At 44.3% G+C, this 20,817-nt stretch carries 19 protein-coding genes; 15 read left to right on the top strand and 4 right to left on the bottom strand.

The annotated features are described in order from the left end of the window. Positions 1-76 precede the first annotated feature (76 nt). Positions 77-433, top strand: coding sequence for a BlaI/MecI/CopY family transcriptional regulator (locus tag WS42_RS00470; protein WP_041557342.1), 357 nt, complete (start codon positions 77-79; stop codon positions 431-433). 5 nt (positions 434-438) lie between these two features. Beyond that, complete coding sequence (locus WS42_RS00465; protein WP_022159517.1) at positions 439-2,016, top strand: M56 family metallopeptidase; 1,578 nt, start codon at positions 439-441, stop codon at positions 2,014-2,016. Positions 2,017-2,156: 140 nt separating this feature from the next. On the opposite strand, the gene WS42_RS00460 is transcribed toward WS42_RS00465, so the two are convergent. The 3 genes from WS42_RS00460 to WS42_RS00450 are packed head-to-tail and all read right to left on the bottom strand — an operon-like array spanning position 2,157 to position 4,397. Continuing rightward, positions 2,157-3,437, bottom strand: a complete 1,281-nt coding sequence (locus WS42_RS00460; protein ID WP_046404080.1) for a DUF4252 domain-containing protein — start codon at positions 3,435-3,437, stop codon at positions 2,157-2,159. A gap of 27 nt (positions 3,438-3,464) precedes the next feature. Further along, complete coding sequence (locus WS42_RS00455) at positions 3,465-3,887, bottom strand: PG0215 family putative anti-sigma factor (protein ID WP_046403634.1); 423 nt, start codon at positions 3,885-3,887, stop codon at positions 3,465-3,467. Between the two features lie 12 nt (positions 3,888-3,899). Then, positions 3,900-4,397: a GFO_1088 family ECF-type sigma factor gene (locus tag WS42_RS00450; protein WP_228026157.1), complete on the bottom strand. Its 498-nt coding sequence runs from the start codon at positions 4,395-4,397 to the stop codon at positions 3,900-3,902. 428 nt (positions 4,398-4,825) lie between these two features. On the opposite strand from WS42_RS00450, the gene WS42_RS00445 reads away from it, so the two are divergent. The 7 genes from WS42_RS00445 (at position 4,826) to WS42_RS00420 (ending at position 12,495) form a co-directional block, all read left to right on the top strand. After that, positions 4,826-5,461 (top strand): hypothetical protein, encoded by a 636-nt coding sequence (locus WS42_RS00445; protein WP_022159521.1) that lies wholly within the window; start codon positions 4,826-4,828, stop codon positions 5,459-5,461. Positions 5,462-5,474: 13 nt separating this feature from the next. Then, positions 5,475-6,116, top strand: coding sequence for a hypothetical protein (locus WS42_RS00440; RefSeq protein ID WP_046404078.1), 642 nt, complete (start codon positions 5,475-5,477; stop codon positions 6,114-6,116). 619 nt (positions 6,117-6,735) lie between these two features. Then, a complete protein-coding gene (locus tag WS42_RS00435; protein WP_022160927.1) occupies positions 6,736-7,239 on the top strand; it encodes a ferritin-like domain-containing protein in 504 nt (167 codons plus the stop codon). 97 nt (positions 7,240-7,336) lie between these two features. Further along, complete coding sequence (locus WS42_RS00430) at positions 7,337-9,520, top strand: sodium-translocating pyrophosphatase (RefSeq protein ID WP_013611092.1); 2,184 nt, start codon at positions 7,337-7,339, stop codon at positions 9,518-9,520. Positions 9,521-9,545: 25 nt separating this feature from the next. Beyond that, positions 9,546-9,677, top strand: coding sequence for a hypothetical protein (locus WS42_RS15180; protein WP_013611091.1), 132 nt, complete (start codon positions 9,546-9,548; stop codon positions 9,675-9,677). A 155-nt stretch (positions 9,678-9,832) separates the two neighbouring features. Next, positions 9,833-11,797, top strand: a complete 1,965-nt coding sequence (gene gyrB / locus WS42_RS00425) for a DNA topoisomerase (ATP-hydrolyzing) subunit B (RefSeq protein WP_013611090.1) — start codon at positions 9,833-9,835, stop codon at positions 11,795-11,797. Between the two features lie 134 nt (positions 11,798-11,931). Next, complete coding sequence (locus WS42_RS00420) at positions 11,932-12,495, top strand: LOG family protein (RefSeq protein ID WP_046450625.1); 564 nt, start codon at positions 11,932-11,934, stop codon at positions 12,493-12,495. Between the two features lie 168 nt (positions 12,496-12,663). Here the strand turns inward: WS42_RS00420 and WS42_RS00415 are convergent, their stop codons facing one another. Next, positions 12,664-13,626, bottom strand: coding sequence for a transcription antitermination protein NusB (locus WS42_RS00415; RefSeq protein WP_013611088.1), 963 nt, complete (start codon positions 13,624-13,626; stop codon positions 12,664-12,666). A 139-nt stretch (positions 13,627-13,765) separates the two neighbouring features. Between WS42_RS00415 and porD the strand changes: the two genes are divergently transcribed. From porD to WS42_RS00385, 6 genes are all read left to right on the top strand, one after another. Next, positions 13,766-14,677 carry a type IX secretion system protein PorD gene (gene porD, locus WS42_RS00410; protein ID WP_046402385.1) on the top strand — a complete coding sequence of 304 codons (912 nt, stop codon included), beginning with the start codon at positions 13,766-13,768 and terminating at the stop codon, positions 14,675-14,677. A gap of 16 nt (positions 14,678-14,693) precedes the next feature. Then, complete coding sequence (gene recN, locus WS42_RS00405; RefSeq protein WP_046402387.1) at positions 14,694-16,361, top strand: DNA repair protein RecN; 1,668 nt, start codon at positions 14,694-14,696, stop codon at positions 16,359-16,361. Between the two features lie 116 nt (positions 16,362-16,477). Continuing rightward, positions 16,478-17,314, top strand: coding sequence for an enoyl-ACP reductase FabI (locus WS42_RS00400; RefSeq protein ID WP_013611085.1), 837 nt, complete (start codon positions 16,478-16,480; stop codon positions 17,312-17,314). Between the two features lie 65 nt (positions 17,315-17,379). Next, complete coding sequence (locus WS42_RS00395) at positions 17,380-17,952, top strand: 3'-5' exonuclease (protein ID WP_013611084.1); 573 nt, start codon at positions 17,380-17,382, stop codon at positions 17,950-17,952. Positions 17,953-18,010: 58 nt separating this feature from the next. Next, positions 18,011-19,540, top strand: coding sequence for a replicative DNA helicase (gene dnaB / locus WS42_RS00390; RefSeq protein ID WP_013611083.1), 1,530 nt, complete (start codon positions 18,011-18,013; stop codon positions 19,538-19,540). Between the two features lie 8 nt (positions 19,541-19,548). Then, complete coding sequence (locus WS42_RS00385) at positions 19,549-20,805, top strand: hypothetical protein (RefSeq protein ID WP_013611082.1); 1,257 nt, start codon at positions 19,549-19,551, stop codon at positions 20,803-20,805. The last annotated feature ends 12 nt before the right edge of the window (positions 20,806-20,817 follow it).

Below are 20,817 nucleotides of genomic sequence, written 5' to 3'. Positions count from 1 at the left end.
AACTTTCTTTATCAAACATTGGCCGATCTACGAAATTTTCGTAGATTTGCGAATAAATCGTAGTTTGATGTGCCTTATGGAAAAATTGACTTTTCAGGAAGAAGAAATCATGCTTATTATCTGGCAGGTAAAAGAAGGAGTGATTAAAGATTTTTTGAATTGCATGGAAGAGCCTCGTCCGCCTTATACGACGGTGGCTTCTATCGTGAAAAATCTGGAGAAAAAAGGATATGTACAGGCCAAACGTTATGGGAACACCTATGTTTATTCGCCTTCGATCGATGAAGGGGAATACAAAACGAAATTTCTTTCCGGCGTCGTACAGAATTATTTCGAGAATTCATATAAAGAGATGGTAACTTTTTTTGCCCGGAAACAGAAGATCTCGGCCAAAGAGTTAGAAGAAATTATCCGTTTAATTGAAAAAGAATAGGAGCTATGGAAGATTTTCAAATTTATATATTACAGGTAAATGCGGGTTTAGTGGTATTCTATCTTTTATATCGGATGTTGTTTTCCAGGGATACTTTTTTAAGAATCCGGCGTTTATTTCTTTTTTCCATCGTTATACTGGCTTTTGTATATCCCCTGATTTCGTTGGCATCCTGGTTGGAGCAAGGTAATGCCTTGCCCGGGATGGTTGTCGGGTATGCCGAAATGCTGGCGGTGGTTACTCCTGTGGCTCCGCAACCTGCCGCAGAACAATCGCTTTTCACCTGGCAGCGGTTCCTGATCTGGATTTGGAGTGGGGGAAGTCTTGTGCTGACACTCCGTATGGCGGTCCAGTTGGCTGGTATCTGTCGACTCGCTTATCAGGGTAAAAAACAGAGCTGTCATCATGTTCCGGTCATTGCTTTGCCGAAGATTACAGCTCCTTTCTCTTTCTTCGGTTGGATTTTTGTCAATCCGGCCCATTACGAAGAGCGGGAACTTCATGAGATTATCGTACACGAGTCTGCTCATGTCCGCCAATGGCATTCATTGGATATGTTACTCGGGGAGATACTTTGTATCTTTTTCTGGTTCAATCCGGTTGTCTGGCTTTTACGTAAAGAAATCAGGCAGAATCTGGAATTTTTAGCAGATGAGCAAGTGGTAAATTCCGGTTACAACCGCAAAAATTATCAATATCACTTGCTTCGCCTGTCCCATCAATCGACTGCAGTACCTATAGTTAATAATTTCAATGTTTCTCAATTAAAAAAACGAATTATTATGATGAATAAGAAAAAAACATCCAGAATCGGCTTGTTGAAATATGCCTTTTTACTTCCGGTAACCGGCTTATTGATTCTGGCTGGAAATGCACGAGCCGTAACCGATCTGGCCTCCCATACGCTGATACAGGCCGGCGAGGAAACTTCCTTATACAAAGGCCGGGTAGTAGACGAACAAGGTAATCCCCTGCAAGGGGCCACGGTCATTATCAAAGGGACCTCACTGGGGGCTTCCACTGATCAGGATGGAGAATTCTCTATCCAGGCCGGGAAGGGAGATACGCTTTATTTTTCATATGTAGGCAAACGGACTGCAGAGGTGATTTGTGGGGATAAAGCTAATCTGAAAGAGGTGGTTTTACCTAAGCAACCGGTAGAGCTCGAGGGAATGGTAGTTGTCGGATATGCGAAAGCTGGCCAGAATGCAACATCTAAGGAGAGAGAAATTTTCACGGCTGTCGAGGAAATGCCGGTATTCAAAGAAGGAAATGTGCTGGCTTATATGGCACGGATGGTCAAATATCCTGTCCGGGCTCAGGAGAAAGGAATTCAGGGTAAAGTGATTGTTTCTTTCGTAATCGATAAAGCGGGTAGAGTGACCGATCCTCAGGTTGTAAGAAGTGTAGATCAGGATCTGGACCGGGAAGCCCTGAGAGTTGTCAAGGCATTACCCGATTGGATTCCCGGCAAACAGAGAGGCGTGGCTGTAGATGTGTTCTATACGCTTCCGATCGAATTCCGCTTGCAGAGCGATGCAGAAACTCCTGCCGTTTCGGGAAAAGCGGATGAACAGGTGTGACCGGCCTTTTAACAGTAAAAACAACGGCCGATAAATCGGAGTTGTGCAGTCTTCCCCATCGCTGATTAGTAAAACCTTCGGTCCTGATAAATGAATATAAATCAGAACCGAAGGTTCACCGATCCTTCCCTTAGGGGGGATTATTTCGTATTGATAATCACTTCTGCATTCGGGTAATACCCCACCTCTTTTTCAATCGGGCTAATCGGACGGATTTGCAGGATCTCACTGGGATCGATATCGAAACGGTCGGCCAGGCGTCCGTCGATAACCAGAAGAGGTTCTTTCATTTTTTCGAGATTGTATTTGTATTCCTGGCTATTGTATTTAAAAGTGAGTACGCCATTCTGAAAGCTCACAAATTCTCCTAACCGATCTCTCGACGTGATGAATAAATAGGATTTTTTGACATCTTCTTTCGATGGGATGATGTTGACATTCAAAATCTTATCCGGCATTTGTACGTTGTCTTTAGGGGCTTGTTGCCCATCGATGATGTAAGTCATATCCGAATTCTGGGAGTCGATTTTAATTTTTGTTTTTCCGTTTTCTTCCGTGATTTGTACCGAGTTACTGCTCATACCTGTACCGTTGCCGAACGATTGGAAGAATTTTTCAACCTTTTGCCGGTGATTGCCGTTTTTGAAAAATTCTTCGAAATCTTCATCCGTCATGCCCTCCCCCGGATTAAAAAATTCGTCCGGTAGGAAATGACCGAATGGAAAACCGCCGGGTATATTGTTCGTGGTGGTCGAATCGCCGGGCATGCCGAAAAAATCGCCGAATAACGATCCGCTTCCCATGTGATTGTGCAGATTTTCCATCATCTGCCGGATATGCTGTGAAATAGCTCCGGGATTCATATCCGGGAAATCGTTAAAGTGTTTATACGACTCATAGGTGTCGGCATTGGAACTCAAGGCAGCCAGGGAGTTCAGGCCTTTCAGATTCAGCGCTCTCGACAGCAGGGCGATTTTATCCAGTTGAATGTCTCCCCGGAGTTCGATGATATCCACTTGTTGTGGGTTTTGGTTCCAGACCACCAGGTCGGTCACTTGTCCGTTTTTGTTGTGCGTGTAGATCAGTTGCTTTCCGAACTCGTCGTTCCGGCTTTTGATCAGTTTGTATTTTTCCGGTTTATCCAGTATTTCCCGGAACTGGCCGATCGCTTTTTCGCTCAGGGAGGGATCGGTCTGATTCAAATCCAGATTGAGAATATTCACCTCTTCCAGTTTTTGTAGGAGTTCGTTTGCCTCGGGCGGAAGATTATTCCGTTGATAAAGTCCGTAAAGGCTTTTGTCCAGCTGGGTGACCGTCACGCCGTTTTTCTCATGGTATTTGGACATGAGCTTAGATAATTGTGCATTTGCCGCGAAAGGCAAAACAGATACAATCGACAAAATAATAAATATTCTTCTCATGGCTATCTTGTTTTATAATTATACTTTTTATTCTATCGCTATAATCAGGTTATGATCTTCGTAAAGCACTCTTTGTACCGGTGTTTTTTCATCTTCCAAGGCATTTCCCAGGACGCGCAGTGCATTTTCGAAGCGTTCTTTCTTCAGGTTATCCGACAGTTGTATACCCGGACGGGGTGTCGTTGTGAAGGTCCCCCTGAATGAAAGGATCAGCACGGCCATCGCTGCGATACTCCCGGCCGTAATCCAGAGCTGTCTGATTTTGCGTTGCCGTTTTTGCCGGATATACCGCTGTAATTTTTCATTCAGGCCTTCCGGTATTTCCATCGGATCGCGAAGCCCCAAAATCGGTTCTCCCGGGAGTTCTCCCCGTTGCCAGGCAGACCTCAACTCCCGCTCTTCTGCCAAAGTTGTCTCCCCTTTGTAATATCGTTTCAGTACTTCTTCCATATATTCTATCTGTCATCTTTCATTTCGCATCATTTCTTTTACCTTCGACCGTCCGCGTGAGAGCAACACCCGGATGTGGTTGGCGGTTAGTCCTGTGATCTGTTCGATTTCTTCAAATTCCAGTTCTTCTATTTCCCGCAGGATGAGCACCTCCCGTTGATTTTCCGGCAGAGTGTCGATGATTTGCCGGAGAAGGCTCACGGTGTCCTTGGTTTCGATTTCCTGCAAGGGATTGCTTGTATAATCTTCGTTTTGTGCCAGCTCTTCCCCGCCGTACACCGGTTTTTGTTTTTTTATCCAGTCGAGGCACAAGTTGCGGGTCACCTTCAATGCCCAGGCCCGGGGATTTTGCACTCCTTTCAGCTCTCTACGTGTATTCCAGAGTTTAATCATAACCTCCTGAGTGATGTCTGCAGCATCTGTCGGATTGCTGAGAATATGCTGTGCATAGGCATAGATATTCTTGGTCAGAGGCAGGATCATATGGTTAAATTCTTTTTCTGTCATCATTAGTAAGACGGATGCAGGCTGATTTTATTACAAAGGAACGGTTTTTTCTTCGTTAAAGTATGTTAGAGAACGTTTTTCTTGCCGTTTCTTTATCGCCTTCGATGCGCAGGTTACGTCCTTTAATAATCACATCTTCGCCGGGAGTGAGTAAGGTATTCACTTTTTGGGTTCACTTCAAATACAATAATGATACAAAATTAAATATCTTGTCGCCCACGATTGAATAATAATATTCATTTTACCTTCAGCTTCAGGTAAAAGGCTGAGGAAGGTAGTTCTTTACCATATAGTAAATATGTATTAACTCCAATTCAACTCCAATTCAACTCCAATTTAATACCAATTTTAATCGGTGTTAAATTGAAAATAGATTGGAAATTTAAATTTTTTTTATTATATTATAAACCTCGAAACTAAATATAAACATCATGGCAAGAGTAATTTCTTCAGGACTCGGGCATATTTCCGGACGCATAGGCGACCATATCTTTTATGCTGTGGGAGATAAAAGATACGTACGCCGCGCTCCTATTAAAGTCAGTAATCCCCGTTCGCCGGCCCAATGTTTACAGCGGTGGCGGCAGGTGTGTGTGCAAACGCTGTTCCGGTCGGTCAAGGGGACTTTATTTCAGCGTGCTGCCGGCGAGGCTGCTGTCCAGTTGGGAAAACGATCGGGATATCATCTTTTTTTAAGCCGGAATATCAATGCTTTCGGAGAGGGTGACCGGGTCGACTATGCCAAATTGAGTTTTGGAGGTGCTTGTTTACAATTGCCTGATCGGTTTGCTTGTGTGCAGAACGAAACGGGGCATTGGGAGTTGGTCTGGCAGGCGGGGATACCCATGGCGACGGCAGCGCCGGACGACCGTTTGATAGTTGCCGCTATCTGCCCGGACGAACCTTATCGGTTAATTGTGTTGGAAAATATCTGCGCGCTCAGAAAAGATGGACGGGCAGAAGGTGAATGGCCGGCAAGCGGGAAGGAATTGCATTTATATTGTCTGTTTTGCTCTGCATCCGGAGAAACTTTTTCGCCGGATTGCTATTTCAGATTGAACCGGTAAATACAATGAAATTATGGCAGTTTTTGAATCGGGTTTATTCAGCAGGCTGAGCGGGTCCTTCGGAAATGTTACGATGTACCGGCTTGGAGATTCTAATGTGGTAAAAGGAAAAAGATGGGCACGGGATGCCCGTACTCCGTCGCAATTGATACACCGGGCTAAATGGAAAGTCTTGGGTCTCCTGGCTATGAGAATGAAAAAAGTGCTTGAATTGGGTTTTCCCGGTAGGGAAGCCAGAGGAAGGGTAAACGGTTTTATGAGCCGGAATCTACCTTGTATGGCTTGTGACGAGGGGTTGAACGTCTCCGTCGATTATAGTAAACTGAAAGTTTCGGCCGGCGAGCTACGGGCTCCGGAAGTCACTGCCCAATGGGCAGATTCGGGCGGAATTTTGATTTTCAAACAAAAACGGCAACCGCTGAAACCTCTGATGTACGATGACGACCGGCTTTATGTTTTTCTCTGGAATCCGGAAGTGCTGCGGACAAACCTGCTACCTTTACACCAAAGAAAAGAAACGGCGGAAGTATGCTTTACACTTCCGGAAGAATGGAAGAATACTTCTTTTCATATATACGCTTTCGCCGTAAATGCACGTGCCACGAAGGCGTCGGAAACACTTTGGCTGGGAAACTTTCACGAGAATAAAGAATGATATTTATATACATGTTTACACTTACAAACGTAGAATTATTCCGGTCCTTGTTCGTCTTCGGTATTCGTGTTGGGGGACGCGGTCGCTTCTGTCGGTCATCTACCTTTTTCTTTCACTGACCGGCGGAACTCCTCGCTGCGCAAAAAACTTTACGTTACGTTTCCGTCAGACACCACCGGTCGGGCGTTCAGAAAAAGCAAGACGACACTCGCCAGAGTTCCAATGGTCTCCAATCCCGATCACCTCCGACTAACGTTATCACTGAATTGCAGCCCAGTCTTAATTTAAGAAAGATTATTCTCACTGGAAATAATCCGGATGGTCCGTCTTCCTGCTGCTGCAAATTTCCGGTTGTATTTTCTTTGCCGGTTAGCTCTGCCGTGAGATGCAGGGTTTTATGCCGGAAGACCATTGGAGTAGTGAGTAATTACACTGACGACGGTATTGACAGGAGCTTATTCATTTACTGCGATTCGGATCGGTTTTTACAAAGGGAATCAAAACTTATTGAAAAAATGGCTTAAAAATAAATAACAGATAATTTAAAAATAGTTTGCTAAATTTTGTGGAAATGCTATTTTTGTATCAGTCATATTTTCAATTATAAAAAATAAGTCATATGAGTAAGAAAGAGAAAAGTATTGAACTGTTGAATAAAGCAGTAAACGATGAGTTATTGGCTGTACACCAATATATGTATTTTCATTTCCGGTGTGATGATATGGGATTCGATCTGGTTTCCAATTTATTCAAACGGATCGCTATCCAGGAGATGATGCACGTTGAACAATTGGCCGAACGTATTTTATTCCTCAAGGGAGAAGTAGAAATGAAAGTGGCCGGAGAAGTGAGAAAGCTGACCGAGGTAAAAGATATGTTGGAACAGGCGGTGAAGATGGAAATGAATAGTGTAGACGATTACAACAAATGGGCCAACGAATGTGCCGCCAATGCAGATTCTGTATCTAAAAAATTATTCGAGACACTGACTGCCGAAGAAGAAGTTCATCAGGATCAGTTTGAAACCGAGCTGGATAATCTGGAGAAATTCGGAGATCATTATTTGGCCTTACAATCTATAGAACGTAGTAAGAGCGTAGCTACCGGTACTCCGGCAGAATAACGTCCCCAGACGTTTGATAACGAACGATAAATAACAAATCGGGATTGTAAGTATTTGTTATTTATCGTTTTTTTATTCACTATAATCTATTTTACTTATGTTAAATCAATTATTTTGGATTGTACCGATTTGTTCGGTAATCGCCTTGTTATTTGCCTGGTTTTTCTTCAAAGGGATGATGAAGGAATCGGAAGGCAATGAGACCATGAAACGGATTGCCGGCCATGTCCGCAAAGGGGCGATGGCTTATCTGAGACAGCAGTATAAGATTGTTGGGCTCGTATTCCTGGTCTTGTGTCTGTTTTTTGCCTGGATGGCTTATGGTCCGGGATTGCAGAACGGTTGGGTATGGTTTGCCTTTTTGACCGGTGGTTTTTTTTCCGGATTGGCTGGTTTTATCGGAATGAAAACAGCCACTTATGCTTCGGCCCGAACGGCGAATGCGGCCAGCCGGAGCATGAACGACGGTTTGAAAGTGGCTTTCCGTTCGGGAGCTGTAATGGGTTTGGTGGTAGTCGGACTGGCTTTGCTGGATATTTCTTTGTGGTGGCTGGTACTGGATTGCTTTGTCGAAGAAGCCAGTGCTACCCACAAAGCAGTGATGATTACGACTACCATGCTGACTTTCGGTATGGGGGCTTCTACCCAAGCCTTATTTGCCCGTGTCGGGGGCGGTATTTTTACTAAAGCGGCTGATGTCGGAGCCGATCTGGTCGGGAAAGTAGAAGCCGGAATCCCCGAAGACGATCCCCGTAATCCTGCAACTATTGCAGACAACGTCGGAGATAATGTGGGAGATGTCGCCGGTATGGGAGCCGATTTGTATGAGTCCTATTGTGGTTCGGTGTTGGCTACTGCTGCGCTGGGGGCTGCTGCTTTTATCACTGTGCCGGAATTACAATTCAATGCAATCCTGGCTCCGATGTTGATTGCCGCTTTCGGCGTGATCCTTTCGTTGTTGGGTATATTTATGGTAAAAACCAAGGAAGGGGCATCTCAGTTGCAATTGCTGAGGGCATTGGACCGGGGAATCAATACCAGTTCCGTGCTGATTGTGGCTGCCAGTTTTCTGGTGATTCATCTGCTGGGCCTGAGTTATTGGATTTGCGGCTCGGTGATTACAGGCTTGCTGACCGGTATCGTAATCGGAAAGGCGACGGAATATTACACTTCACATGCTTACAAACCGACTCAGGATATAGCTAAAAGTTCGGAGACGGGTCCTGCTACCGTGATTATCAAAGGGATCGGAACCGGAATGATTTCGACGGCAATACCCGTAATTACGATTGTGGTCGGTATCATATTGGCTTATTTATTTGCTGCACAATTCGATATGACCGATATGTCGATGGGATTGTATGGGGTAGGAATTGCTGCTGTGGGGATGCTTTCGACTTTGGGCATCACTTTAGCGACGGATGCTTACGGTCCTATAGCCGATAATGCCGGTGGAAATGCTGAAATGAGCGAACTGGGAGCCGAAGTCCGGCAGCGGACAGATGCATTGGATGCCTTGGGAAATACGACCGCAGCGACCGGAAAAGGGTTTGCTATCGGTTCGGCTGCATTGACGGGTTTGGCTTTACTGGCTTCGTATATTGAAGAAATCAAAATCGGTTTGATCCGTTTAGGGCATACGACACTCGAGGTCGGAGGGAAAGTGGTCGATACAGCTTCGGCAGGTTTGAAAGATATGATGACTTATTACGATGTGAATCTGATGAACCCGAAAGTGTTGGCCGGCGTATTTATCGGTTCGATGATGGCCTTTTTATTTTGTGGGCTGACGATGAATGCGGTAGGGCGTGCGGCACAGAAAATGGTCAACGAAGTAAGACGGCAATTCCGCGAAATTAAAGGGATTATGGAAGGAAAAGCCGAGCCCGATTATGCCCGTTGTGTAGAGATCTCTACCCGTGGAGCACAGCGTGAAATGATCTTTCCGTCTTTGCTGGCTATTATTATTCCGATTATTGTCGGATTGATTTTTGGTGTAGCCGGTGTAATGGGACTTTTAGCCGGAGGATTGGGTTCCGGATTCGTTTTGGCGGTTTTCATGGCTAATTCCGGGGGAGCTTGGGACAATGCCAAGAAATATGTCGAAGAAGGTCATCTGGGAGGTAAAGGTTCCGAATGTCATAAGGCAACGGTAATCGGGGATACGGTCGGAGATCCGTTCAAAGATACTTCTGGGCCGAGCCTGAATATATTGATAAAACTTATGAGCATGGTAGCTATCGTGATGGCTGGTGTGACTTGTATGTTCAGCTTGCTGTAAAGGTTGAATACGGAGTAAGCCGGACATGCGGCCCGATGTGATCCGGCATTCTGCTGAAGGATGGATCGGCGAACCTGAAATTCCTGATTTCTATTTATTTATCAGGACCGAAGGTTTGCCGATCGAAGTTTGGGACGTACTCATCCGGCAGGTTTGAAAAGCTGCAGGTCTCTTTTTGAAACCTTTTGTACCACTCTTCTTTTTCTTGTTTTTTGCCTTGAAAAGAGGTGTTTTAATAGTTAAAAACGAAGGTTATTCGCCGGAAAATGATTATATTTGCATGTTTTGTGAAAAAATCAATTAAACTATAATATGAGCGAAGAGATTGAGAAAAACGAAAGAGAGTATTCCGCCGATAGTATTCAGGTACTGGAAGGTTTGGAGGCAGTGAGGATGCGTCCCTCCATGTATATCGGAGACGTTAATGTCAAAGGGTTGCACCATTTGGTTTACGAGGTCGTAGACAACTCTATAGACGAGGCTTTGGCTGGATTTTGTGATCATATTCAGGTAACTATAAACGAAGATAACTCGATCTCTGTGAGAGATAACGGTCGGGGTATTCCGACAGCACGCCATTCCAAAGAGAATAAATCGGCTCTGGAAGTGGTTATGACCGTATTGCATGCCGGAGGTAAATTCGATAAAGATTCTTATAAAGTGTCCGGTGGTTTGCACGGGGTAGGTGTTTCCTGCGTCAATGCGCTTTCTACTACTTTAATTGCAGAGATTCACCGGGAAGGAAAAATCTGGAGACAGGAATATCACAAAGGGATTCCTGCCGGAGATGTACAGGTGGTAGGAGATACCGATCGCACCGGGACTACGATTACTTTCTTGCCGGATGATACGATTTTTTATGTTACCGAGTATAAATACGATATCTTATCGGCCCGGTTGCGGGAGTTGGCTTATTTGAACAAAGGGATTCGTTTGTCGTTGACCGATAAACGGGAGATCGATCCGGAGACCAATGCTCCCCGGCATGAAGTGTTCTTTTCTCAACACGGTTTGAGTGAATTTGTCGAATACCTCGATAATACCCGGGAAAAACTGATCGAAGATACGATCGATATAGCGACAGAAAAGAATGGAATCCCTGTGGAGGTCGCTTTGCATTATAATACGGGTTTTTCAGAGAATGTATTTTCTTATGTCAATAATATCAATACGATAGAAGGAGGTACTCACCTGACCGGTTTCAAACGGGGCTTGACGACGACCCTGAAAGCTTATGCCGAGAGTCACGGAATGCTTTCAAAACTGAAATTCGATATCAATAGCGATGATTTCCGCGAAGGATTGACGGCTGTGATTTCGGTGAAAGTGGCAGAACCGCAGTTTGAAGGTCAGACTAAAACGAAATTGGGGAATACAGAAGTCGGTACGGCTGTTTCACAAGCTGTATCTACTGTTCTGGAAAACTATCTCGAAGAAAACCCGAGAGAAGCTAAGGCAATTGTGGATAAGGTCATTCTGGCAGCCACTGCGCGTCATGCAGCCCGTAAAGCCCGTGATCTTGTGCAGCGTAAAACTGTATTGAGTGGCTCCGGTTTGCCCGGTAAACTGGCCGACTGTTCGGATAATGATCCGGCAAAATGTGAAATCTTCCTGGTCGAGGGAGATTCAGCAGGGGGTACGGCAAAACAGGGACGTGACCGTCGTTACCAGGCTATTTTACCCTTGCGGGGAAAAATCCTGAATGTAGAGAAGGCTATGATGCACCGGGTATATGAAAGCGATGAAATAAAAATAATTTTCCAGGCTCTGGGGATTACGATCGGTACTCAGGAAGACTCCAAAGCCGTTAACCTGGAAAAATTGCGTTACCATAAGATTGTGATCATGGCCGATGCCGATGTCGATGGTGCACATATCGCTACTTTGATTATGACTTTGTTCTTCCGTTTTATGCGTCCGGTGATCGAGAACGGATATCTGTATATCGCAACGCCTCCTTTATATTCTGTGAAGAAAGGAAATAAAGAACAACGGTATTGCTGGACAGATAAAGAACTGGAACAGTTGGTAAATGAAATGAGTAACGGTAAAGGGGATGCCGGGTTGCATATCCAGCGTTACAAAGGTTTGGGTGAGATGAGTAAAGAGCAGTTGTGGGAAACGACCATGTCACCGGAGAACCGGATATTGCGTCAGGTATCTATCGAAAATGCTGCCGATGCCGACCGGATCTTCTCGATGTTGATGGGAGACGATGTGCCGCCCAGACGGCAATTTATCGAACAAAATGCAACCTATGCAACTATCGATGCTTAAAGCAGAAAGAAGTCAGAACGAATTGTTATTACTTCGATAGAGATGAGCGGACCTTCGGTACTGATGGAAAATGCAGTCAGCACCGAAGGTCCGCTAAGTTTAGTGTAAGATAAAATAGTTCCCAATAAATTAAAATGAGAGTAGCTGTATTTTGTGCTTCTGCCAATGAGGTGGAGCCATGTTATTTTAGAGAAGCCGGCCGATTAGGAAAAAGGATCGGAGAATTAGGGTGGCAATTGATTTATGGAGGCACGAACATCGGGTTGATGCGGGAAGTTGCCGATGCTACGATTCGGCAAGGAGGCGAAGTAACCGGGATTATACCGGAGTGTATCCGTGACCGTGGTGTCGCTGCCGGCGGATTGAAACAATTGATCGTCGCTCCCGATATGAAGGAACGTAAATACCTGCTGCGGGAACATGCGGATGCTTTTATCGCTCTGCCCGGTGGTTGGGGGACTTTAGAAGAAATAACCGAAGTCATTACCCTGAAACAATTGGGTCAGCACAATAAACCGATCGTTTTTTTAAATACCGCCGGATATTATAAGCTGTTTTTCGAATTTATCGAGCACAGCCGTAAAGCAAAATTTATTTCCTCTGCTTACGATCACCTTTATTATATAGCCGATGCTGTAGAGCCGGCCTTAGATTATATTCAAAAATACCAGCCTATCCCACAGGTAAAAAAATATTAGATGTTTAATAATTTGGAAAGAACTGATATTTTATATAATTTTAGTGCATTATAGTTGCGTGGGAATAAAAAGTTTTCAAAATAAACCATTGTAGGGATTACAACGGTATTTTAATTCGTTTAGTTTAGTTTAGTTTAGTTTAGCTAAAAGGGGGATATACCCCCTTTTTTATCGGGCTTCTGTTTCGTCCAGTAATCCCCGTCCGGCTTTTACAATTTCATTCGTGTCTTTGAGTAAAGCCACTGCTTTGTCCAATACTCCGTTGATAAATGCTCCGCTCTTCGGCGAGCTATAGGTTTTAGAGATTTCGATATATTCATCCAAAGTCACTTTCACCGGAATGGAAGGAAAATGTTTTAATTCGGAAATCGCACATGACATGATCAGTTTGTCCATTTCCGAGATACGGTCCAACTCCCAATTATAGGTAAACTTATCGATGATCTCCATATTGGCGTTATATTCATAAAATGCTTTACGCATCAATGTCCTTGCATATTCGAAATCTTCGTCTTTTTTATAAATCGGGTATAAAATATCGTCTTCTTCTCTCATTTTTTCCTGAAGATGCCAGAGTGTTTTATATACAATGCTGAGTACCAGTTCAAAATCATCGTTCCAGAAGATACTCTTTTCTTCCATCGTTTGATAAAACATCTCGTCCTGTATGATCAATTCTGAAAATAAATCGAGTACGATCTGTTTGTGCTGCTCGAAAGAGGGCGATTTCTGGTGCATGTATTTCTGATATTTGGACCACTCGATCAGTTTATTGTAGAAATACAATACCGTTTCCTGATTATCGTTCCAACTAATCAGGTTGTTTGTAATATAGTACTGGAATTTTTTGTTATTTTCCAAGATATTGAAAACCGGATTATCGATGAAGCGGGTATTCGGATTCAGATCGACATTAGAAGCGAACCGGCGGTTACGTGCTGTATCTATTTTTTGAAAAGCTTTTCGGCGGACTTCAGTGATTAGTAACAAAGTTTCGTAGTACAAATCTGTACTTTTAGACATACTTTTCAGTAGATCGCGTTCAATCTCGGCGAGAGTAGCACTTTCTTTTTTGCTGTAAGCGTAGAGCAGTTGCAATACTTTTATTCGGATCAATCTTCTGCTTGTCATTTTTATGAAGAACTATAAATATTATGTCGATTTTGACGGCGCAAAAGTATGAAATAAAATGAAGAATGAAAAATCGGGAATGAAAAATTATTAGTATCGGGAGAAAACTTTATATTTGTACTATGATATCATTCTATTTATGTTAAAACAACGTCTCTTCTATTTATGTTTATTTATTCTTATGAGCTATTTTGTTACGGCTCAAGAGTTAAGATGTAATATTTCCGTTTCTTCGCAAAAAATACAAGGGACGAACCGGGAGCTTTTTACCAATATGCAGCGGGATATGTACGAATTCCTGAATAATAAACGTTGGTCGGAAAATATTTTTCAATACGATGAACGAATCGAATGCAGTATACAGATCACCCTGGATGAACAGATAGGGAGCGACCAGTTCCGGGGATCGATGCAAGTACGGGTGAGCCGGCCGGTGTACAACTCTTCCTATAGTACGGTGTTATTGAATTTCAGGGATAACGACATCGATTACATATACCGGGAATTCGAGCCACTGGAGTATAGTGAGACCGGACAAAATTCCAATCTGGTGAACCTGCTGGCTTTTTATGCCAATATCATTTTGGGGATTGACTATGATAGTTTTTCGCTGATGGGAGGAAACGACTTTTTTAACCGGGCAGAGACCATTGTCGCCCGCTGTCAGAATGCCAAGGAATCCGGCTGGAAGTCTTTTGAAAACCGTCGCAATCGCTATTGGTTGATCAATAATTTGCAGGACCGCAGTTATGCCTCTGTCCGGGAATGTATTTATAAGTATCATCGGTTGGGGCTGGATGTGATGTCGGATAACCTGACCGACGGACGTTTGGCTATTCTGGAAGCTCTGGGTTTGTTACAGAAGGCCCATCGGATAAAACCCAATTCCTACTTGATGCAGGTGTTTTTCGATGCCAAAGCCGATGAAATCGTGCATATTTTCAAGCCTGCTTTTACCGATGAGAGGAAAAGAATTTTTAATATTGTCTCAGAAGTAAATCCTGCAAATAGTTCGAAGTATAATGCTTTGATTCAGGAAAAAACGAATTGATAGTAAATAAAAAACGATGATTGAAAATATCAGTATAAATAATTATGCCCTGATCGATCACACGCATATCGAATTGGAAAAAGGATTTTCGGTGATCACCGGTGAGACTGGTGCCGGAAAGTCTATTCTATTGGGAGCAATCGGTCTGACCTTGGGGCAGAGGGCCGATTCGTCGGCTATCATGGATAAAACCAAAAAGTGTATTGTAGAGATAGAATACAATATCGCCGGATATGCTTTAAAAGAATGGTTCGACGAGAACGACCTCGACTATTCAGAACAGGTTATGGTCAGGAGGGAGTTGACTGCAGAAGGAAAATCACGTTGTTTTATCAACGATACCCCGGTAAATAATAAGTTGTTGAAAGATTTCGGTACTTATATGGTAGATATCCATTCCCAACATCAGTCTTTGTTGTTGGGACATCCTGAATATCAGACCGATATATTGGATGCATTTTGTGGTAATCGTGAACTGTCGGAACTTTACCAGGCAGACTTCAGGGAGCGTCAACAATTGAAATCTGCTTTGAAGCAGTTGAAAGACAGGGCTGCCGATGCCGAAAAGGAAAGTGATTATCTGCAATTTCAGTTTAATCAGTTGGAGAGTGCACGCTTACAGCTAGGGGAGAAGGAGGCACTTGAAGAAGAGTTGGAATTACTGACTCATGCAGAAAATATCAAATCGGCCTTAAGTGGGTTATCCTGGAATCTGCGGGATACCGAGCAGTCTGTCATTCAAGTATTGAAAGGAAGCCGCAATGCCATCTCCGCACTAGAGAATGCTTTTAAGGAAGCCGGCGAATACCGGGAGCGGCTGGATTCTGTGATTATCGAGTTGAACGATCTGGCCGACGAGGCCGAACGCAGAGCAGAAAGTGTGGAATATAATGCCGGGCGTATCGAGAAAATCAACCAGCGTTTGAATACCATTTACGATTTGTTGTTCAAATATAAAGCCGAGTCGGTAGAAGAGCTCGTAACATTGAGGGAACAAATCCGGGAAAAATTGAAAAAGGTAGAAGGAGGGTCGGAAGAAATAGAGCGACAGGAAAAGAAACTACAGGAGACTGAAAAACGAATGTTGCAGCTGGCCGGTAAAATCCACGAAATGCGGGTGAGTATGGAGGGGAAGTTGTGTGCGACTATGAAAAAACTACTGGTCGGACTGGGAATCAAACATGCCGAGTTTCAGGTCGGGATCACGGCGGTAGATGAGTTTACCCGGACAGGCCGGGATGAAGTAAAGTTTTTGTTCTCGGCCAATAAGAACCAACAGCCGGGAGAAATTGCCCGGGTCGCTTCCGGAGGAGAAATTTCCAGGGTAATGCTGGCATTGAAATATGTGCTTTCCGGAGCAAAACAATTACCGGTGATTATTCTGGATGAAATAGATACCGGATTGTCCGGGGAAGTAGCCCACCGGATGTCGTTGATTATGCGCGAGATGGCCGGGCGGATGCAGGTGATCAGTATTTCCCATCTGCCTCAGATCGCGGCTGCCGGCAATTGTCATTTTAAAGTATATAAAGAAGATCGCGGTGAAACGACGATCTCTGGAATCAGGAAATTGACACCAGAGGAACGGGTACAGGAGATTGCCGGCATGATCAGCGGGCAGGAAATTACACCGGCAGCCATAGAAACAGCTAAAATTCTGCTCTCGGCAAAAGCAGGCAATTGAGCTTCGGAAATTTTTTGTATTTTTGCAGGTCGGTTCTGAACGTATTTTATATGTTCGGAGTTTACTATTTATGAAGAATATCGTAAATAGGAAGATTATTCATTAAAATAAAAAGAATGGCTTACAATTTATTAAAAGGAAAGAAGGGAATTATTTTCGGTGCCCTGAATGAGATGTCTATTGCCTGGCAAGTGGCGGAGAAATGTATAGAAGAAGGGGCTGAAATCGTATTGACGAATACTCCGCTATCGATTCGGATGGGAGATATACAGGATTTTGCGGCGAAACATCAGATCCCGCTCATTCCGGCGGATGCTACGAGCGTGGAGGATTTGACCCATCTTTTTCAGGAATCGATGACACATTTCGGTGGGAAGGTGGATTTTATCTTACATTCGATCGGTATGTCTTTGAATGTCAGAAAAAAACGTCCTTATGACGATCTGGATTACGATTTTTTGCAAAAGACGTTGGATATATCCGCAATTTCTTTCCATAAAGTGCTGCAAACGGCCAAAAAACTGGACGCCATCAATGAGTGGGGATCGGTGGTCGCTTTGTCTTATGTGGCAGCTCAGCGTACGATGTTCGAATACAACGACATGGCCGATGCAAAAGCTATGCTGGAATCGATAGCCCGTAGCTTCGGATATATTTATGGACGGGAAAAACGCATCCGGGTGAATACGATTTCCCAGTCACCGACAATGACTACAGCGGGGAGCGGAATCAAAGGTTTCGATTCGCTGGTAGACTTTGCCGACCGGATGTCGCCCCTTGGAAATGCTACTGCAGAAGAATGTGCCAATTATTGCGTTTGCCTGTTTTCCGACCTTACCCGGAAGATTACGATGCAGAATCTTTACCACGATGGAGGATTTTCGAGTATGGGTATGAGTTATAGGGCTATGCACCAGTATAATAAGAGTTTTGATAACGAAGATAAAAAATAGGGGAACTTTTTGCAGTTTGTCTTAAAAAAGGGTAATTTTCCGTCTTCAATTTAAAAATCCGGAATATGTATTTATTCTTTGACACAGAGACGACAGGATTACCTAAACGGTGGAATGCACCTGTAACAGACTTGGAAAATTGGCCCAGATTAGTACAATTGGCCTGGATCATGTACGATGACCGGGGAAACATGCTCGAGAGCCGGGATGTCATAGTAAAGCCCGAAGGATTTACTATTCCTCCGGAAGCTTCGCGGGTGCATGGGATCACGACTTTGGTGGCACGTGAAAAGGGGGAACCTTTACAAGAAGTGATGGAGCAATTTGCCCGAAAGATCGATGAAGCGACAGCTTTGGTTGGGCATAATATCAGCTTCGACGAATGTATTGTCGGGGCTGAATTCGAGCGTTTGCGAATGATGACGACCCTGTTCCTGAAGCCGAAATATTGTACGATGAAACTTTCTACAGATTATTGTAAGCTTCCCGGGAAAAAAGGATTCAAATCTCCCCGGTTGGCGGAATTACACCAAGTATTGTTCGGCAGTGGTTTTGACAATGCGCATAATGCATTGGCAGATGTGGAGGCTACAGCCCGTTGCTTTTGGGAACTGAAAAATAGAAAAGTCATCAAGTAGACAGAACCGGAAAAATGAAGCGGTCAGTAAAAGGGAGATAGAGGTTGAATTATTGATTATGGCAAAAAAATCGGATTTTAATACGAGTAGAAGCGTAAAAGATTTGCAGGCGGAATATGGGAAAATGCCCCCACAGGCCGTCGATTTGGAAGAAGCAGTATTGGGAGCCCTGATGTTGGAACGGGATGCTTTTTCTATCGTCGGGGATTTATTGGAACCGGATGCTTTTTATAAGGATGCGCATCAAAAGATATTCCGGGCCATTCATAAGTTGTTCCTGAACGATGACCCGGTGGATTTGCTCACGGTGAGCGAGGCATTGAAGCAAAGTGGGGAACTGGAACAGGTCGGGGGGTATTATTATTTGTCCCAGCTGACGACCCGGGTAGCTTCGGCCGCCCACATCGAATTCCATGCAAAGATCATTGTTCAGAAATATTTGCAGCGTAAACTGATCGGGGTCTGTACAGAATTGCAGGAGATGGCCTATGATGAAGCGACCGATGTTTCTGATTTGATGGATAAGGCTCAGAAAGCTGTATTCGATATTGCCGACGGTAATATTAAAAAAGATACGGCCGAGATAGCTCCGATCATCGACGAAGCGATAAAAGGTATTCAGGCTGCTGCCGAAAAGCCGGACGGGATCAGTGGACTTCCTTCGGGCTTTAATGCTTTGGATGCGGTGACTTCCGGTTGGCAGCCTTCGGATTTAGTGATCATTGCCGCCCGTCCTGCTATGGGTAAGACGGCTTTTGTGCTTTCTATGGCCCGGAATATGGCGGTGAAACACCACCAGGCTGTCGCTATTTTCTCTTTGGAAATGTCGGCCGTGCAGTTGGTGAATCGTTTGATCGCCAGTGAGACCGAATTGAGTGCCGAGAAATTGAAAACAGGGCGTCTCACCGACGAAGAATGGCAGCAATTGCACAGCCGGATCAAGGCTTTGGTGGAGGCTCCCATCCTGGTGGACGATACCCCGGCTTTGTCTATCTTCGAATTGCGGGCCAAGTGCCGGCGATTGAAACAGAAATATGGAATAAAAGTATTGATTATCGACTATCTGCAGTTGATGACCGCCGGTGCCGATATGCGGGGAAACCGGGAACAGGAAGTGAGTTTGATTTCAAGGCAGCTGAAAATTATTGCCAAGGAATTGAGTATTCCTGTTATGGCTTTGTCCCAGTTGAACCGTGGGGTAGAATCCCGGCCGGATAAAAAACCGATGTTGTCCGATCTGCGTGAATCCGGATCTATCGAGCAGGATGCGGATATGGTTATGTTTATCCATCGTCCTGAAAAATATGGGATAACCGTCGATAATGAAGGAAACTCTCTGTTGGGGATTGCGACGATTATTATTGCCAAGCACCGTAGTGGTGCTGTCGGCGAGGTGAATTTGCGTTTCCGGGCCGAATTGACACAATTCTGTGACCTCGATACGACTTCGCCTTTTGCTTCAAGTACTTCGACCGGAGAGATCGTTACCCAAACGTTCAGTTCGAAGATGAACGATGAACCTGTGCCTGCATTGGATCAGGGATTCGAAGGTATGAGGGATAGTTTCGATAATAATGCTCCTTTTTAAATCGGATCATGAAGAGGCTGCTGCTTATCGGTTGTTTTTGCCTGATGGGATGGATCAGTCTGGCGAATCATATTCTGATTCCGATGGATAATACACAGAGCAATCATTTGAAAGCTTATGGAGTTGTTTATCATACGCTGAAAAAAGGATTGGAAGTGCAGTGGTTGCTCAATTACCGGGGAGGAAGTTTTATACTGCCTTTTGATGCGGACGGACGAACGGAATGTCTGTTGAAAGGAGTGGGCTTCGAAGTGATTCCTCCGGCAAGGCTGAATGCGATCCTGGCTGAGATAGCTTCACCGGAGGTAAATGCAGATGCGGTTAAACTGGAGAAAGCGCCGAAGATTGCCGTTTACTCCCCGAAGGAAAAGAAACCCTGGGATGATGCGGTGACTTTGGCTTTAACCTATGCAGAAATTCCTTATGATGTCGTTTATGATTCGGAAATACTGGACGGATGTCTGAAAGAGTACGATTGGTTGCACCTGCATCATGAAGATTTTACAGGGCAGATGGGAAAATTCTACCGGAATTATCGGCATATGGATTGGTATAAAGCCGAAGAAACAACTAATAAACAAACGGCCCGTAAATATGGTTTTTCAAAAATTTCCGAATTGAAGAAAGCGGTTGTCCGGACGATCCGCGATTATGTGTCTGCCGGAGGGTTTATGTTTGCGATGTGTTCGGCTACCGATACTTTCGATATTGCTTTGGCTGCGATGGAGGTAGATATTTGTGATGTCATGTTCGACGGTGATCCGGTAGAGCCCGGCGCACAGGAAAAGCTCGATTATTCGAAGACATTTGCCTTCAAAGATTTTAAATTGCAGTTGAATCCGAATATTTATGAATACTCGGATATCGATGTCACAGACACCCGAAAAGTAACCGAACGGGATGATTATTTCCTGTTGTTTGAATTTTCTGCCAAGTGGGATCCTGTGCCGACGATGTTGTGCCAAAATCATATGAACATGATTAAAGGGTTTATGGGACAGACTACCGCATATAACCGGAAACTGATCAAATCGAATGTCCTGATTATGGGAGAAAATAAGGCTGCCGGAGAAGTCAGGTATATCCATGGGGAATACGGGAAAGGTACCTGGTCATTTTTGGGCGGACATGATCCCGAAGATTATCAACACTTTGTAGGTGATCCTGTAACCGAATTGGATTTACATCGACAGTCTGCCGGATATCGGTTGATTTTGAATAATATATTGTTTCCCGCTGCCCGTAAAAAACAACATAAGACATAAGAGCGGGTAACC

The organism is Odoribacter sp. N54.MGS-14 (assembly GCF_000980295.1).
GTDB lineage: Bacteria > Bacteroidota > Bacteroidia > Bacteroidales > Marinifilaceae > Odoribacter > Odoribacter splanchnicus.
This window is presented reverse-complemented; position numbering and strand designations above follow the sequence as displayed.

Coding starts and splice junctions, on each gene's coding strand:
- WS42_RS00470 (WP_041557342.1), top strand. CDS start 77: ATGGAAAAATTGACTTTTCAGGAAGAAGAAATCATGCTTATTATCTGG.
- WS42_RS00465 (WP_022159517.1), top strand. CDS start 439: ATGGAAGATTTTCAAATTTATATATTACAGGTAAATGCGGGTTTAGTG.
- WS42_RS00460 (WP_046404080.1), bottom strand. CDS start 3,437: ATGAGAAGAATATTTATTATTTTGTCGATTGTATCTGTTTTGCCTTTC.
- WS42_RS00455 (WP_046403634.1), bottom strand. CDS start 3,887: ATGGAAGAAGTACTGAAACGATATTACAAAGGGGAGACAACTTTGGCA.
- WS42_RS00450 (WP_228026157.1), bottom strand. CDS start 4,397: ATGATGACAGAAAAAGAATTTAACCATATGATCCTGCCTCTGACCAAG.
- WS42_RS00445 (WP_022159521.1), top strand. CDS start 4,826: ATGGCAAGAGTAATTTCTTCAGGACTCGGGCATATTTCCGGACGCATA.
- WS42_RS00440 (WP_046404078.1), top strand. CDS start 5,475: ATGGCAGTTTTTGAATCGGGTTTATTCAGCAGGCTGAGCGGGTCCTTC.
- WS42_RS00435 (WP_022160927.1), top strand. CDS start 6,736: ATGAGTAAGAAAGAGAAAAGTATTGAACTGTTGAATAAAGCAGTAAAC.
- WS42_RS00430 (WP_013611092.1), top strand. CDS start 7,337: ATGTTAAATCAATTATTTTGGATTGTACCGATTTGTTCGGTAATCGCC.
- WS42_RS15180 (WP_013611091.1), top strand. CDS start 9,546: ATGCGGCCCGATGTGATCCGGCATTCTGCTGAAGGATGGATCGGCGAA.
- gyrB (WP_013611090.1), top strand. CDS start 9,833: ATGAGCGAAGAGATTGAGAAAAACGAAAGAGAGTATTCCGCCGATAGT.
- WS42_RS00420 (WP_046450625.1), top strand. CDS start 11,932: ATGAGAGTAGCTGTATTTTGTGCTTCTGCCAATGAGGTGGAGCCATGT.
- WS42_RS00415 (WP_013611088.1), bottom strand. CDS start 13,626: ATGACAAGCAGAAGATTGATCCGAATAAAAGTATTGCAACTGCTCTAC.
- porD (WP_046402385.1), top strand. CDS start 13,766: ATGTTAAAACAACGTCTCTTCTATTTATGTTTATTTATTCTTATGAGC.
- recN (WP_046402387.1), top strand. CDS start 14,694: ATGATTGAAAATATCAGTATAAATAATTATGCCCTGATCGATCACACG.
- WS42_RS00400 (WP_013611085.1), top strand. CDS start 16,478: ATGGCTTACAATTTATTAAAAGGAAAGAAGGGAATTATTTTCGGTGCC.
- WS42_RS00395 (WP_013611084.1), top strand. CDS start 17,380: ATGTATTTATTCTTTGACACAGAGACGACAGGATTACCTAAACGGTGG.
- dnaB (WP_013611083.1), top strand. CDS start 18,011: ATGGCAAAAAAATCGGATTTTAATACGAGTAGAAGCGTAAAAGATTTG.
- WS42_RS00385 (WP_013611082.1), top strand. CDS start 19,549: ATGAAGAGGCTGCTGCTTATCGGTTGTTTTTGCCTGATGGGATGGATC.